The sequence below is a fragment of the Mycobacterium sp. 852002-51152_SCH6134967 genome, from assembly GCF_001667105.1.
In the GTDB taxonomy this organism is placed as follows: Bacteria; Actinomycetota; Actinomycetes; order Mycobacteriales; family Mycobacteriaceae; genus Mycobacterium; species Mycobacterium neumannii_A.
In genome coordinates this window covers 1-15,425 of record NZ_LZIK01000012.1, presented here as the reverse complement: position 1 = coordinate 15,425, position 15,425 = coordinate 1, and the positions used below count along the sequence as shown (strand labels likewise).

The 15,425-nt window shown below is 68.7% G+C and carries 13 protein-coding genes; 10 read left to right on the top strand and 3 right to left on the bottom strand.

All coding sequences use genetic code 11. The annotated features are described in order from the left end of the window. Positions 1 to 16: 16 nt before the first annotated feature. From carA to metK, 8 genes are all read left to right on the top strand, one after another. Positions 17 to 1,156, top strand: a complete 1,140-nt coding sequence (gene carA / locus A5790_RS02690) for a glutamine-hydrolyzing carbamoyl-phosphate synthase small subunit (RefSeq protein ID WP_066841290.1) — start codon at positions 17 to 19, stop codon at positions 1,154 to 1,156. 91 nt (positions 1,157 to 1,247) lie between these two features. Continuing rightward, positions 1,248 to 4,595, top strand: coding sequence for a carbamoyl-phosphate synthase large subunit (carB, locus tag A5790_RS02685; protein WP_066841289.1), 3,348 nt, complete (start codon positions 1,248 to 1,250; stop codon positions 4,593 to 4,595). Then, positions 4,592 to 5,410: an orotidine-5'-phosphate decarboxylase gene (gene pyrF, locus A5790_RS02680; RefSeq protein ID WP_066841287.1), complete on the top strand. Its 819-nt coding sequence runs from the start codon at positions 4,592 to 4,594 to the stop codon at positions 5,408 to 5,410. The genes carB and pyrF overlap by 4 nt, the downstream gene beginning before the upstream one ends. A gap of 429 nt (positions 5,411 to 5,839) precedes the next feature. Beyond that, entirely contained in the window at positions 5,840 to 6,157 is a 318-nt protein-coding gene (gene mihF, locus A5790_RS02675) for an integration host factor, actinobacterial type (RefSeq protein ID WP_003889986.1), read from the top strand. Positions 6,158 to 6,166: 9 nt separating this feature from the next. Then, positions 6,167 to 6,742 carry a guanylate kinase gene (gmk, locus tag A5790_RS02670; protein WP_066841285.1) on the top strand — a complete coding sequence of 192 codons (576 nt, stop codon included), beginning with the start codon at positions 6,167 to 6,169 and terminating at the stop codon, positions 6,740 to 6,742. A gap of 72 nt (positions 6,743 to 6,814) precedes the next feature. After that, positions 6,815 to 7,132, top strand: coding sequence for a DNA-directed RNA polymerase subunit omega (rpoZ, locus tag A5790_RS02665; RefSeq protein WP_064395447.1), 318 nt, complete (start codon positions 6,815 to 6,817; stop codon positions 7,130 to 7,132). Positions 7,133 to 7,163: 31 nt separating this feature from the next. Further along, positions 7,164 to 8,414: a bifunctional phosphopantothenoylcysteine decarboxylase/phosphopantothenate--cysteine ligase CoaBC gene (coaBC, locus tag A5790_RS02660; RefSeq protein WP_066841283.1), complete on the top strand. Its 1,251-nt coding sequence runs from the start codon at positions 7,164 to 7,166 to the stop codon at positions 8,412 to 8,414. A gap of 129 nt (positions 8,415 to 8,543) precedes the next feature. Beyond that, a complete protein-coding gene (gene metK, locus A5790_RS02655; RefSeq protein WP_066841281.1) occupies positions 8,544 to 9,752 on the top strand; it encodes a methionine adenosyltransferase in 1,209 nt (402 codons plus the stop codon). 93 nt (positions 9,753 to 9,845) lie between these two features. On the opposite strand, the gene A5790_RS02650 is transcribed toward metK, so the two are convergent. From A5790_RS02650 to A5790_RS02640, 3 genes are read right to left on the bottom strand one after another with little or no spacing between them, the layout of a single operon-like run. After that, positions 9,846 to 11,327 (bottom strand): NAD(P)/FAD-dependent oxidoreductase, encoded by a 1,482-nt coding sequence (locus A5790_RS02650; RefSeq protein ID WP_066841279.1) that lies wholly within the window; start codon positions 11,325 to 11,327, stop codon positions 9,846 to 9,848. 18 nt (positions 11,328 to 11,345) lie between these two features. Beyond that, positions 11,346 to 11,777 (bottom strand): ester cyclase, encoded by a 432-nt coding sequence (locus A5790_RS02645; protein ID WP_066841277.1) that lies wholly within the window; start codon positions 11,775 to 11,777, stop codon positions 11,346 to 11,348. After that, the gene (locus A5790_RS02640) at positions 11,774 to 12,736 is read right to left on the bottom strand and encodes an alpha/beta hydrolase (RefSeq protein ID WP_066841274.1); all 963 of its coding nucleotides are present in this window, start codon (positions 12,734 to 12,736) and stop codon (positions 11,774 to 11,776) included. Before A5790_RS02640 ends, A5790_RS02645 begins: the two co-directional genes overlap by 4 nt. On the opposite strand from A5790_RS02640, the gene A5790_RS02635 reads away from it, so the two are divergent. Then, entirely contained in the window at positions 12,735 to 13,457 is a 723-nt protein-coding gene (locus A5790_RS02635) for a lysoplasmalogenase (protein WP_064417127.1), read from the top strand. The genes A5790_RS02640 and A5790_RS02635 overlap by 2 nt on opposite strands. A 77-nt stretch (positions 13,458 to 13,534) precedes the next feature. After that, positions 13,535 to 15,425, top strand: a 1,891-nt coding sequence (locus A5790_RS02630) for a primosomal protein N' (protein ID WP_197696705.1), incomplete at its 3' end; no start/stop codon positions are given.

Sequence of the window (15,425 nt, the reverse complement as noted above, 5' to 3'; positions counted from 1 at the left end):
AACCGACAAGGCGGCGATGAGCGCTCGTCGCGAAGAGCAGAAGGCACTGTTGGTGCTTGAGGACGGCCGCGTCTTCACGGGTACGACATTCGGCGCGGTCGGGCAGGCGCTCGGCGAGGCGGTGTTCTCCACCGGAATGTCGGGCTATCAGGAGACGCTCACCGATCCGAGTTACCACGGTCAGATCGTGGTCGCGACGGCACCGCAGATCGGCAACACCGGATGGAACCACGAGGACGCCGAGAGCCGTGGCGACAAGATCTGGGTGGCCGGCTACGCGGTGCGCGATCCCTCGCCGCGGGCCTCGAACTGGCGGGCCACCGGCACGCTCGACGAGGAACTCGAACGCCAGGGCATCGTCGGCATCGCAGGCATCGACACGCGCGCGGTGGTGCGCCACTTGCGCAGTCGGGGCTCGATGCGGGCCGGGTTGTTCTCCGGACCGGCGCTGGCCGACCCCGACGAACTGCTCGAGCGGGTGCGCAGTCAGCCCGGCATGCTCGGCGCGAACCTGGCGGGCGAGGTCAGCACCGACGCCACTTATGTGGTGGAACCCGAAGGGCCGCAACGGTTCACGGTGGCCGCGATCGACCTCGGCATCAAGACGAACACCCCCCGCAATTTCGCCAGGCGCGGTATCTGCAGCCACGTGCTGCCCGCGTCGACGACCTATGAGCAGATCGCCGACCTGAAACCCGACGGTGTGTTCTTGTCCAACGGCCCCGGCGACCCCGCCACCGCCGACCACATCGTGGCCGTCACCCGGGAGGTGCTCGGCGCGGGCATTCCGCTATTCGGCATCTGTTTCGGCAATCAGATCCTGGGCCGTGCGCTGGGACGCTCGACGTACAAGATGGTGTTCGGCCACCGCGGGATCAACGTGCCGGTGATCGATCACCAGACCGGCACGGTCGCGATCACCGCGCAGAACCACGGTTTCGCCCTCGAGGGCGAGGCCGGGGAGCGCTTCGACACCCCGTTCGGCGAGGCGATCGTCAGCCACACCTGCGCCAACGACGGTGTCGTGGAGGGCATCAAACTCGTCAGCGGGCTGGCCTTTTCGGTGCAGTATCACCCGGAGGCCGCCGCGGGACCGCACGATGCGAACTATCTGTTCGACCAGTTCGTCGACCTGATGGCAGGGGAGAATAAGTGACGTCGTCCGCGGTGAGCGACCGCTGTTGTACAAATTTGCGCGGCGTGTCGTGCGCAAACACGGTCACTCGCGGTGGAAGAGGGATGGGGTAATGCCCAAGCGGAGCGACCTGAACCACGTCCTGGTGATCGGCTCCGGGCCGATCGTGATCGGTCAGGCCGCCGAGTTCGACTACTCCGGCACCCAGGCGTGCCGGGTGTTGCGCGCCGAGGGGTTGCAGGTCAGCCTGATCAACTCGAACCCGGCGACGATCATGACCGACCCCGAGTACGCCGACCACACTTACGTGGAGCCGATCACGCCGGCGTTCGTCGAGCGGGTGATCGTGCAGCAGGCCGAGCGCGGCAACAAGATCGACGGCCTGCTGGCCACACTGGGCGGCCAGACGGCGCTGAACACCGCGGTCGCGCTGTCGGAGTCGGGAGCGCTGGCCAAGCACGGGGTGGAGCTGATCGGCGCGGACTTCGAGGCCATCCAACGCGGCGAGGACCGGCAGCGGTTCAAGGACATCGTCGCCAAGGTCGGCGGCGAATCCGCCCGCTCCCGAGTCTGTTTCACCATGGACGAGGTACGCGAAACGGTCGAGGACCTCGGCCTGCCGGTGGTGGTGCGCCCCTCCTTCACGATGGGGGGGTTGGGCTCGGGCATGGCGTACTCCGCCGAGGACGTCGACCGGATGGCCGGCGACGGGCTCGCCGCTTCGCCGAGCGCCAACGTGCTCATCGAGGAGTCGATCTTCGGCTGGAAGGAATACGAACTCGAGTTGATGCGCGATGGCCGCGACAACGTGGTGGTGGTGTGCTCGATCGAGAACTTCGACCCGATGGGTGTGCACACCGGCGACTCGGTCACCGTCGCGCCGGCCATGACGCTCACCGACCGCGAGTACCAGATCATGCGCGATCTGGGCATCGCGATCCTGCGCGAGGTCGGCGTCGACACCGGCGGCTGCAACATTCAGTTCGCCGTCAACCCGGCCGACGGGCGCCTGATCGTGATCGAGATGAACCCGCGAGTGTCGCGGTCGAGCGCGCTCGCGTCGAAGGCCACCGGGTTCCCGATCGCCAAGATCGCGGCGAAGCTGGCCATCGGCTACACGCTCGACGAAATCGTCAACGACATCACCAAGGAGACCCCGGCCTGTTTCGAGCCGACGCTCGACTACGTCGTCGTCAAGGCCCCGCGTTTCGCGTTCGAGAAGTTCCCCGGCGCCGACGGCACGCTGACCACCACCATGAAGTCGGTCGGCGAGGCGATGTCGTTGGGGCGCAACTTCATCGAGGCGCTCGGCAAGGTGATGCGCTCACTGGAGTCCGGCCGCGCCGGGTTTTGGACCAAAGCCGACCCCGACGAGGACACGGTCACCGTCGACGAGTTGCTGGAGCGGCTGAGCACACCATCGGACGGGCGCCTGTACGACCTGGAGCTGGTGCTGCGCAAGGGCGCGACCGTCGAGCAGGTGTCTCAGGCCTCCGGCGTCGACCCGTGGTTCGTCGAGCAGATCGCCGGGCTGGTCGCGCTGCGCGCCGAGATCGTCGATGCGCCGGTGCTCGACGCCGACCTGCTGCGGCGCGCCAAGTACCACGGGCTGTCCGACCGCCAGATCGCCGCGTTGCGACCCGAACTCGCCGGTGAGGTCGGCGTGCGGGCACTGCGCCAGCGACTCGGCATCCACCCGGTGTTCAAGACCGTCGACACGTGTGCCGCCGAGTTCGAGGCCAAGACCCCGTACCACTACAGCAGCTACGAGCTCGACCCCGCCGCCGAGACGGAGGTGGCCCCGCAGACCGAGCGGCCCAAGGTGCTGATCCTCGGCTCGGGCCCCAACCGCATCGGCCAAGGCATCGAGTTCGACTACAGCTGCGTGCACGCCGCAACGACGTTGAGCCAGGCCGGCTTCGAGACGGTCATGGTCAACTGCAACCCCGAGACGGTGTCCACCGACTACGACACCGCCGACCGGCTCTACTTCGAACCGCTCACCTTCGAGGACGTGCTCGAGGTGTACTACGCCGAATCCGTCTCCGGCGCAGGCGGTCCCGGTGTCGTCGGCGTCATCGTGCAGCTCGGCGGCCAGACACCGCTCGGACTGGCCGAACGCCTGCAGAACGCGGGCGTGCCGATCGTCGGTACGAGCCCCAAGGCGATCGACCTGGCCGAGGATCGCGGCGCATTCGGCGAGGTGCTGACCAATGCAGGCCTACCCGCCCCGAAGTTCGGCCTGGCCACCAGCTTCGACCAGGCGCGGCGCATCGCCGCCGACATCGGCTACCCCGTGCTGGTGCGGCCCTCCTACGTCCTCGGCGGTCGCGGCATGGAGATCGTCTATGACGACGAGACGCTGCACGGCTACATCACCAGGGCCACCGAACTCTCGCCCGAACATCCCGTGCTGGTGGACCGGTTCCTCGAGGACGCCATCGAGATCGACGTCGACGCGCTGTGCGACGGGACCGAGGTCTACATCGGCGGCATCATGGAGCACATCGAGGAAGCCGGTATCCACTCCGGTGACTCCGCGTGCGCGCTGCCACCGGTGACGTTGGGCCGCAGCGACATCGAGGCCGTGCGGCGGGCCACCGAAGCGATTGCCCACGGCATCGGCGTGGTGGGCCTGCTCAATGTGCAGTACGCGGTCAAGGACGATGTGCTCTACGTGCTCGAGGCCAACCCGCGCGCCAGCCGCACCGTGCCGTTCGTCTCGAAGGCCACCGCGGTGCCCCTGGCCAAGGCGTGTGCGCGGATCATGCTCGGCGCGACGATCGCCGAGCTGCGCGAGGAAGGCGTGCTGGCGCGCACGGGGGACGGCGCGAGCACCGCACGTAACGCGCCGGTCGCGGTCAAGGAAGCCGTCCTGCCGTTCAATCGGTTCCGCAAACACGATGGCACGCAGATCGACTCGCTACTGGGCCCGGAGATGAAGTCGACGGGTGAGGTCATGGGCATCGACCACGACTTCGGAAGCGCCTTCGCCAAGAGCCAGACCGCCGCCTACGGGTCCCTGCCGCTGGAGGGCACGGTGTTCGTGTCGGTGGCCAACCGCGACAAGCGATCGCTGGTGTTCCCCGTCAAACGGCTTGCCGATCTAGGGTTCCGGGTTCTGGCCACCGAAGGCACCGCGGAGATGTTGCGGCGCAACGGGATTCCGTGCGAGGAAGTGCGCAAGCACTTCCAGGAGCCGAGCGAGGACAAGCCCGCCTCGTCGGCCGTCGACCTCATCAAGGCCGGGGAGGTGGACATGGTGATCAACACCCCGTACGGCAACTCCGGTCCTCGCGTCGACGGATACGAGATCCGCTCGGCGGCAGTGGCGAACAGCATCCCGTGTGTGACGACGGTGCAGGGCGCGTCCGCGGCGGTACAGGGCATCGAGGCCGGCATCCGCGGTGACATCGGCGTGATGTCGCTGCAGGAACTGCACAGCGTGCTGGGGCCGTGACGGGTTTCGGGCTGCGGTTGGCCGACGCGGTGGCCCGGCGTGGACCGCTGTGCCTGGGCATCGACCCGCATCCGGAGTTGTTGCGCGCGTGGGGACTCACCGATGACGCCGACGGGTTGCGCCGGTTCTGCTCTGTGTGCGTGACGGCGTTTTCCGACTTCGCCGTCGTCAAACCGCAGGTCGCGTTCTTCGAGGCGTACGGCGCCGCCGGGTTCACGGTGCTCGAGCACACCATCGCCGCGCTCCGCGAGGCCGGCGTGCTGGTGCTCGCCGACGCCAAACGCGGAGATATCGGTTCGACGATGGCCGCCTACGCCGCCGCGTGGGCGGGTGCATCGCCGCTGGCCGCCGACGCGTTGACCGCATCGCCCTACCTGGGCTTCGGCTCGCTACAACCGCTGATCGACACGGCGTTGGCCAACGAACGCGGCGTGTTCGTGCTCGCGGCCACCTCGAACCCCGAGGGCGCGTCCGTACAGCGCGCCGACGCGGGCGGACGCACCGTCGCGCAGTCGATCGTCGACGCCGCCGCGGCGGTCAACCACGCCGTGCCCGCGCAACCCGGCCCTATCGGTGTCGTCGTCGGCGCCACCCTGGCCGAACCGCCCGACGTCAGCGCGCTCGCCGGACCGGTCCTGGTCCCGGGTGTCGGCACCCAGGGCGGGCGCCCGGACGCGCTGAGCGGGCTCGGAGGGGCCCAACCAGGCCAGTTGCTGCCCGCGGTGTCTCGCGAGGTGCTGCGCGCCGGCCCAGACGTGGGCGCGCTGCGTTCCGCGGCCGAGAAAATGCGCGACGCGGTCGCCTACCTGGCCTGACACCTCCGCCGAGGACACAACACCGGCAACGCGAGGCTCACCAGTCACAAGCGTCACAAACTCGCTGCTCGCGACACGCCCGAAAGCTGATGACCAGCGAAAATTTTCTTTTTCGGCGGTGCTGACCCGCCGAAGTGTGGCGCAGGTCACGCGCTGAGCGCCCGATTAGCGCTCTCGTGCAATCCGAAATGCCTTGATATGCAGGCGGTTCCGGCGAGACAAAATGAGGTTTCGCCGGTCCTGGCCACGAAACGGCGTCGGCGCGTGCGCGGCGCGACCGCCCGACACGCTGGGCTTTTGACGCCGTAACCAGGGGGTGGGGTTCGCATTCGTCAGCCAGCGTGGGTACGGTCGTCGTCGCTGGCTGTTTGAGGGTTTTCCCTATCAGCCGAGGCAGTGGAAATTGATGGTGATGAGACGGAGGAACCCGTGGCCCTTCCCCAGTTGACCGACGAACAGCGCGCGGCCGCGTTGGAGAAGGCTGCCGCCGCACGTCGAGCCCGAGCCGAATTGAAGGATCGGCTCAAGCGCGGCGGCACCAACCTCAAGCAGGTGCTCAAGGATGCCGAGACCGACGAGGTCTTGGGCAAGATGAAGGTTTCGGCGCTTCTGGAGGCGTTGCCCAAGGTCGGCAAGGTCAAGGCGCAGGAGATCATGACCGAACTCGAGATCGCCCCGACCCGCCGGTTGCGCGGCCTCGGCGATCGCCAGCGCAAGGCGCTGCTGGAAAAGTTCGACCAGTCCTAGGCGCATAAATTGAGCGCCGGCCGAGGGGCCGGCCGGGTAGTCGTGCTGTCCGGCCCCTCTGCCGTCGGGAAGTCGACCGTCGTTCGCTGTCTGCGCGAACGCGTTCCCGACCTGCACTTCAGCGTGTCCGTCACCACCAGGGCCCCGCGGCCGGGTGAAGTGGACGGCGTTGATTACTCGTTCGTGACCGCCGACGAATTCGATGAATTGATCGCCGATGGCGCCCTGCTCGAATGGGCGGAGATCCACGGCGGGTTGCACCGCTCCGGAACACCAGCCCGGCCCGTCCGCGAGGCGATCTCCGCCGACAGGCCCGTTCTGATCGAGGTGGATCTCGCGGGCGCGCGGGCCGTGAAGGCCGCGATGCCCGAGGCACTGACCGTCTTCCTGGCGCCGCCGAGCTGGGATGAGCTGAAGAACCGGCTGACCGGACGGGGCACCGAGACACCCGAGGCGATGGAGCGCCGGCTGGCGACCGCGCGAGCCGAACTCGCCGCACAGGACGACTTCGACACCGTGGTCGTGAACAGTCAATTGGAGTCTGCCTGCGCCGAATTGGTATCCTTGCTGGTGGGCCACCGATAAGTACGCGCCGGAGACGGCGCCGCAGGCCCGACAGCTATCTCGCATTCAGCTAAAACCGCCAGGAGAATTTTCGTGAGCACCCCGCACGCCGACACGCAGCTGGCAGCTGTGGACGACTTCGACACGTCCGCAGCCAGCGCCTACGACACGCCGTTGGGCATCACCAACCCGCCCATCGACGAGCTGCTGGATCGCGCGTCGAGCAAGTATGCGCTGGTGATCTATGCCGCCAAGCGCGCCCGCCAGATCAACGACTACTACAACCAGCTCGGCGACGGCATCCTCGAGTACGTCGGCCCGCTGGTCGAGCCGGGCCTGCAGGAGAAGCCGCTGTCGATCGCGTTGCGCGAGATCCACGCCGACCTGCTCGAGCACACCGAAGGCGAGTAGCAACACCGCGAGGCATAGGGGAGCGGCCGCCATGGAGCCCAAGCGGATCATCGTCGGCGTCGCCGGTGGTATCGCCGCCTACAAGGCGGCCACGGTGGTCAGACAGCTCACCGAGGCCGGACACAACGTCCGCGTCGTCCCCACCGAGTCCGCGCTGCGGTTCGTCGGTGCCGCCACCTTCGAGGCCCTCTCGGGTCATCCCGTGCACACCGGAGTCTGGGACGACGTCCACGAGGTGCCGCACGTCCGCTTCGGCCAGGAGGCCGACCTGGTCGTCGTCGCCCCCGCCACCGCGGATCTTCTGGCGCGGGCCGTCGCGGGCCGCGCGGACGACCTGCTGACCGCGACGCTGCTGACCGCGCGATGTCCGGTGCTGTTCGCCCCGGCCATGCACACCGAGATGTGGTTGCACCCCGCGACGGTGGAGAACGTCGCCACGCTGCGCCGCCGCGGTGCCGTCGTCCTCGAACCCGCGTCGGGCCGGTTGACCGGAGCCGACAGCGGCGCGGGCCGTCTGCCCGAGGCCGAGGAGATCAGCACGCTGGCCCAGCTTCTGCTGACGCGACCGGACGCCCTGCCCTACGACCTGGCAGGGGTCAAGGTGCTGGTTTCCGCGGGCGGGACGCGCGAGCCGATCGATCCCGTGCGCTTCATCGGCAACCGCAGTTCGGGCAAGCAGGGCTATGCGATGGCGCGGGTGATGGCCCAGCGCGGTGCCGACGTCACGCTGATCGCCGGCAACACCGCCGGGCTGGTCGACCCGGCGGGCGTCGAGGTCGTGCACATCGTCTCTGCCGCCCAGCTCAAGGACGCCGTGTCCAAGCATGCCCCCGACGCCCATGTGCTGGTGATGGCGGCCGCGGTCGCGGATTTCCGGCCCACGCAGATGCAGACCAGCAAGATCAAGAAGTCGGCCGATCCTGACGCCGCCGCGCCGGTGATCGAACTGACCCGCACCGAGGACGTGCTCGCCGGCGCCGTGCGGGCCCGCGCCGACGGACAACTGCCGAATATGCGGGCCATCGTGGGGTTCGCTGCCGAGACCGGCGACGCCAACGGCGACGTGCTTCACCACGCTCGCGCGAAGCTGCAGCGCAAGGGATGCGATTTGCTCGTGGTCAATGCGGTGGGCGAGAATCGGGCGTTCGAAGTGGACAACAACGACGGTTGGCTGCTCGCGGCCGACGGTGCGGAGTCCGCACTGGAACACGGTTCGAAAACGCTGATGGCCAGCCGTATCGTCGACGCGATCGTGGCCTTCCTGCACAGCGGCAGCGGGTAGCGCGGATCACGCATCCGGCTGGCGTGAAATGCTTGCGCGCGAGGCGAGCACAGGCTTGGGTGCAACAGGGCACTCCTACAATTTGATGTACTAACTACCTCAAGATGACTTGAGTGGAAGGATCACACCGTGAGTGAAGCTCGGCTGTTCACCAGTGAGTCGGTAACCGAGGGCCACCCCGACAAGATCTGCGACGCGATCAGCGACTCGGTGCTCGACGCTTTGCTCGCGGGCGATCCCAAGTCGCGGGTTGCCGTCGAGACACTGGTCACCACCGGGCAGGTGCACGTCGTCGGCGAGGTGACGACGGCCGCCAAGGAGGCCTTCGCCGACATCGCCACCACGGTGCGCGAGCGCATCCTGGAGATCGGCTACGACTCGTCGGAAAAGGGCTTCGACGGTGAGACCTGCGGCGTCAACGTCGGCATCGGTCGTCAGTCGCCCGATATCGCGATGGGCGTCGACACCGCGCACGAGACCCGCGTCGAGGGCGCGGGCGACCCGCTCGACCTGCAGGGCGCGGGCGACCAGGGCCTGATGTTCGGCTACGCGATCAAGGACACGCCCGAGCTGATGCCACTGCCGATCGCGCTCGCACACCGGCTGTCGCGCCGGCTGACCGAGGTCCGCAAGAGCGGTGTGCTCGACTACCTGCGCCCCGACGGCAAGACCCAGGTCACCGTGCAGTACGACGGCACGACCCCGGTGCGCCTCGACACGGTCGTGCTGTCGACGCAGCACGCGGCGGGCATCGACCTCGAGGGGACGCTGACGCCGGACATCCGCGAGAAGGTCGTCAACACCGTCCTGGCCGACCTGGGCCACGATTCGATGGACACCTCCGACTTCCGCCTGCTCGTGAACCCGACCGGCAAGTTCGTGCTCGGTGGCCCCATGGGTGACGCGGGGCTGACGGGCCGCAAGATCATCGTGGACACCTACGGCGGCTGGGCCCGTCACGGCGGCGGCGCGTTCTCGGGCAAGGACCCGTCAAAGGTGGACCGCTCGGCGGCCTACGCGATGCGCTGGGTGGCGAAGAACGTGGTCGCGGCGGGTCTGGCCGAGCGCGTTGAGGTCCAGGTCGCTTATGCGATCGGCAAGGCCGCTCCGGTCGGCTTGTTCGTCGAGACGTTCGGCAGCGAGTCCGTCGATCCGGGCCGCATCGAGAAGGCCATCACCTCGGTGTTCGATCTGCGTCCCGGCGCGATCGTGCGCGACCTCGACTTGCTGCGCCCGATCTACGCGCAGACTGCCGCGTACGGCCACTTCGGCCGCACCGACGTCGAGCTGCCCTGGGAGCAGCTGAACAAGGTCGACGAGCTCAAGGCCGCCGTCTGACGCCGAGACGACGGTTGTTGAGAGATATCGGCCGAATTCCGTCAGAAACCGTAGTCTCGCGGCTCGTGGGCGTGGCTTACGCAGCGCCAACGGTCAGGGACTGAACGCGTAATCCCGTAGCGGGAAGCGGCGGCTGCGCCAGTACGCCTCGAGCGTGGTGGTCGGCCGCAGCGGGGCGTCGCCGTTCTTGTCGAAGTAGTAGCTGTTGGCCCGCTGGCAGCTCTCCTGCCAAAAGATCTGGCGGTGCCGTTTGCGCATCATCTCATCGAAGTAGCGGTCGTTGGCCTCCTGCGTGACCTCCACGCGACGGGCGCCCTTGCGTCGGGCGTGCTTGAGACAGCGCACGATGTGATGCGTCTGCGTCTCGATGAGCGCGAAATACGACGACCCGACATAACCGTAGGGTCCGAACACCGTGAAGAAGTTCGGGAAACCCGGCACACTCACTCCTTCGTAAGCCTGCAGCCGGTTCTCCTGCCAGTGCTGGCTCCACGTCCGGCCGCCCGAACCGGTGACCGGATAGGTCGGCATGTCCTCGGCGTCCATCACTTTGAAACCCGTCGCCAGGATCAGCACGTCGATGTCGCGGGTCATGCCGTCGGCGGTGGCCACACCTGAACCGGTGATCTTGTCGATCGGCTGGGTGACCAACTCGACGTTGTCGCGGTTGTACGTCGACAGGTAGGTGTTGTGGAAGCCGGGCCGCTTACAGCCGACCGCATACTCGGGCGTGAGCTTTTCGCGGACCTCCGGGTCGTCGACCTCTTTGCGCAGATACGCCTCGCCGACTTTCGACATGTTCTTGGCCATCGGGTTGACGGTGAAGTACTGCGCGGGCAGCGTGAACGTCAACTCGACGTAGGCCTGGCTGAGCAGACGCTGCACCACGTGGCCGCCGGGCAGCCGCATCATCCGTTGCGCCATTGGCGACAGCGGCACATCGAACTTCGGGAAACACCAGATCGGTGTGCGCTGAAAAACGGTCAGCTGCTTGACGATCGGCGCGATCTCGGGAATCACCTGCACCGCCGACGCGCCCGTGCCGATGACCGCGACCCGCATGCCGGTCAGGTCTTGCTCGTGGTCCCAACGCGCGGTGTGCATGGTGACACCGGCGAACGAGTCGACACCGTCGATATCGGGCAGTTTCGGCGTGATCAGCACCCCGCACCCATTGATCAGGAACCGCGCGGTGACGACCTCACCGGAGTCAAGTTCGACCCGCCACAGGCTCTGATCATCGTCGAACACGGCGCCGAGCACCTTGGTGTTGAACCGGGTCTTGGGCCGCAGACGGTACTTGTCGACGCAGTGCTCGGCGTACGCACGCAACTCGTGCCCCGGTGCGTAGGTGCGGGTCCATTCCGGGCTCTGCTCGAAGGAGAACTGGTAGGAGAACGACGGAATGTCAACGGCGATACCGGGATACGTGTTCCAGTACCACGTCCCGCCCGGTCCCTCGCCGGCTTCGATGATCAGATAGTCACACAACCCGGCCTTGTTGAGGCTGATCCCGGCGCCGATGCCGGAGAAGCCGGCGCCGACGATGATGGTGTCGTGATCGGGCACTGTCATCGAGCCTCCCCGTGTCGCTCACGTCCCGATCACGGTACCCCCGTTGTTCAGCCGTTGGGACAACTCCCAAGCGCTGCGTTCGACCCAGTTGGTGAGCAGCTTGCCGTCCTCACCGACAGCCCAGACCGCGGTACCGGTCATCGCGATTTCGCTGCCGTCGGGCGCGCTTCCGAGGTAGCCGGTGTTCTTCCCGGTCAGTAGCCACCGCGACGCGACGCGGCTGCCGTCGGCGCTCTCGAACGACTCGACGACCTCGAGATGTAAGTCGTCGACCTTACTCAGGAACCCGGCGATCCATGCCTTGAAATTCTCGCGGCCACGCACCGTCTCGCCGCCGGTGATGATCACGAAGTCGTCGACCACGAAGCGGTCCACCGCCGCCGGGTCGTGGGCGTTCCAGACCTCGTCCCAGAACGCGTGCACGATGTCGATGGATTTCGATGTGTTCACACCGGGTGTAACGCGGCGTGTAGCGCCCTCAATCCCCGTTCGGTGGCCTCGGTCGCCGCGGGCACCACCCCGGCGTAGCCGAGGTAGCCGTGCACGAGCGATTCAGCATTGTGAAGTTCGACGCGAACCCCGGCGGCCGACAGCAACTCCGCGTACCGGGCGCCGTCGTCACGCAACGGGTCATGGCCCGCGACGGCGATGTAGGCCGGCGGCAGCCCGGTCAGGTCCTCGGCGCGCGCGGGCGCCAGCGTCGCGGGCATGTCCGAAAGGTCCATGTCGCCGACATACCAACGCGAAAAGCCGCCTATCGCAGCGAAATCGAGTATTGGCGCGTCGGCGTTCTCGGCGAAGGACGGCAGTGTGGTGTCCCACGTCGTGGCCGGATACCACAGCAGCTGGAGACAGATCTGGGGCCCGCCCGCGTCGCGCGCCAACTGTGCGACCACCGCGGCGAGATTGCCGCCCGCCGAGTCGCCGGCCACCGCGAGCCGGCCCGCGTCGACGCCCAGCTCGTCCGCGCTCGCGGCGACCCACTGCGTCACCGCCCACACATCGTCGACAGCGGCGGGGTAGGGGTGCTCGGGTGCCAGCCGGTAGTCGACGGCCACCAGCACGGCCTCTGCGTCGGCCGCATGTCGACGCGCGGTGCCGTCGTAGCTGTCGAGGCCGCCGACACACCAGCCGCCGCCGTGGAAGAACACCACCACGGGGGCGCGCGCGTCGGAGGCGGTCGGCGGCCGGTATACCCGGACCGGGATCGGGCCGCCGGGCCCGTCGACCGTGCGGTCTTCGGCGCGCACCTCGGGCAGGATCTCGACCGCCGGCAGCGCGTTGAACCGTTCGCGCGCGGCCTGCACGCCCCCGTCGGTTGTCAACTGGAACGGAACGGCCTGCAGTACCTTCAGCAGAATGGCGTCGATGGGTTCCGGGCTGGCCGGCCCTACCTCAGGGACTGACATGGGGACACCGTACGTTCATCGGCGAACCCGGCTTCTGTGGGTGGCCGCAGCCGTCGTCGCCGCCTGCTACGGGGTGTTCCTGATCGCGACCGCGGTGCGGCTGCCCGGCGGTGCCGAGCTCACCGGTCAGTTCGCGCTGCAGCCCGCGGTCAAGGCCGCCGCGGCGGTGCTGCTCGCCGCGGCCGCGTTGACACACCCGATCGCCCGGGAACGACGCTGGTTGGTGGCCGCGCTGCTGTTCTCCGCGGCGGGTGATTTCCTGTTGGCGCTGCCGTGGTGGGAGCCGTCGTTCGTGCTCGGGCTGGCCGCGTTCCTCGTCGCCCACCTGTGCTTTCTGGGCGCGCTGTGGCCGTTGGTCACCCGCTCCGGTCCGAGGCTGGCCGCCGCCGCGGTCACGGTCGCGGCCTGCCTGGCCCTGCTGGTGTGGTTCTGGCCGCGGCTCATCGCCGAGGGCATGGCCGTACCGGTCACGCTGTACATCGCGGTGCTCGGCGCGATGGTGTGCGCCGCGCTGATGGCCCGGTTGCCCACGCCGTGGACGGCATTGGGTGCGGTGTGTTTCGCGGTGTCGGACGCGATGATCGGGATCGGCAAGTTCGTGCTGGGGTCCGAGGCTCTGGCGGTGCCGATCTGGTGGGTGTATGCGGCGTCGCTGGTGCTCATCACGGCCGGGTTCTTCTTCGGCAGGACGTCGGTGCCGTCTGCTACCAATCCTGCGTGACGGGGTCCGACAGCCCGGCCCGCCCGGGCGCCACCAGACAGCCTGCCGAGCACGAGCCGGTCGCGCGTGTGCTGCCGATGCTGACCGTCCCGCACCTCGACCGCGAGTTCGACTACCTGGTCTCCGCCGAGCAGTCCGACGACGCGCAGCCCGGCGTCCGCGTCCGGGTGCGGTTCCACGGCAGGCTGGTCGACGCGTTCATCCTGGAGAGGCGGTCCGACACCGACCACGTGGGCAAGCTCGGCTGGCTCGACCGCGTGGTCTCGCCCGAGCCGGTGCTGACGCCCGAGATCCGTCGACTCGCCGACGCCGTGGCGGCCCGTTACGCCGGCACCCGCGCGGACGTCCTGAGGCTGGCCATCCCGCCGCGGCACGCCCGGGTCGAAAAACAGGAGCCGCCGACGACGGCGCCGACCGACCCGCAACCCGTCGCAACCGATTCCTGGAACGCCTACGGCAGCGGTGAGCAGTTCCTCGCGGCGGTGGCGAGCGGACGAGCCGCCCGAGCGGTCTGGCAGGCGCTGCCCGGGGAGGCGTGGGCCGATCGACTGGCCGAGGCCGCGGCGGTGATGGTGAACTCGGGCCGCGGTGTGCTGGTGATCGTGCCGGATCAACGCGACATCGACGCGGTGCACGCCGCCGCGCTCGACCGCCTCGACGAGAACCTGGTGGTGGCCTTGTCGGCGGGACTCGGCCCCGCGCAACGCTATCGGCGTTGGTTGTCGGTGTTGCGCGGCAGCGCCCGGCTCGTCATCGGCACCCGCAGCGCGGTGTTCGCACCTGTCGCCCACCTCGGTCTGGTGATGGTGTGGGACGACGGCGACGACACGCTCGCCGAACCCCGTGCGCCGTATCCGCATGCCCGCGAGGTGGCGATGTTGCGGGCACATCAGCTGCGCTGCGCCGCGCTGATCGGCGGATTCGCCAGAACCGCGGAGGCCCAGGCGCTGGTGCGCAGCGGCTGGGCGCACGACCTGGTCGCGCTGCGGCCGACGGTGCGGGCGGCCTCACCGCGCGTCGTCGCCCTCGATGACAGCGGTTTCGAGCAGGAACGCGACCCCGCCGCCCGGTCGGCCAGGCTCCCGTCGATGGCGCTGCATGCGGCGCGCAAGGCGCTGGAGTCCGGCGCCTCGGTCCTGGTGCAGGTGCCCCGCCGCGGGTACGTCCCCGCCCTCGCGTGCGGGCGCTGCCGAACCATCGCCCGGTGTCGCAACTGCACGGGGCCGTTGTCGCTGCCCGACCGCGATGCCGCAGGCGCGGTGTGCCGGTGGTGCGGGCGCGCCCACCCGTCGCTGCGCTGCGTGCGGTGCGGCTCGGATGCGGTGCGCGCGGTTGTCGTCGGGGCCAGGCGCACCGCCGAGGAACTCGGCAGGGCGTTTCCGGGCACGACGGTCATCACCTCCGGCGGTGACGCGATGGTCGCCGAGGTCGCGTCGCAGCCCGCGGTTGTCGTCGCCACGCCCGGCGCCGAACCGATAGCCGCGGGCGGCTACGGTGCCGCGCTGCTGTTGGACAGCTGGGCGCTGCTCGGCCGCCAGGACCTGCGGGCGGCCGAGGACACCTTGCGCCGGTGGATGGCCGCGGGCGCCCTGGTACGCAAGCGCGGCGACGGCGGGGTGATCGCGGTGGTGGCCGAGTCTGCGATACCGACTGTGCAGGCGCTGATCCGCTGGGACCCCGTCGGTCACGCCGATGCCGAGCTGAACGCGCGCGGTGAAGTCGGCCTGCCGCCCGACGTGCACATGGCCGCGGTGGACGGACCGCCCGAGGCGGTGCACGCCTTGCTCGACATCGCCGATACGCCCGAGGGCACCGAACAACTCGGTCCGGTCGACCTGCCGGTCGGCGCGCGCCGCCCGCCCGGACTGGCCTCCGACACGACGGTGATCCGGATGCTGTTGCGGGTGCCCCGCGACAAAGGCCAGGGCCGCTCCAAGGCGCGGCGCCGGGCCCCCGCCGTGCGCAGCG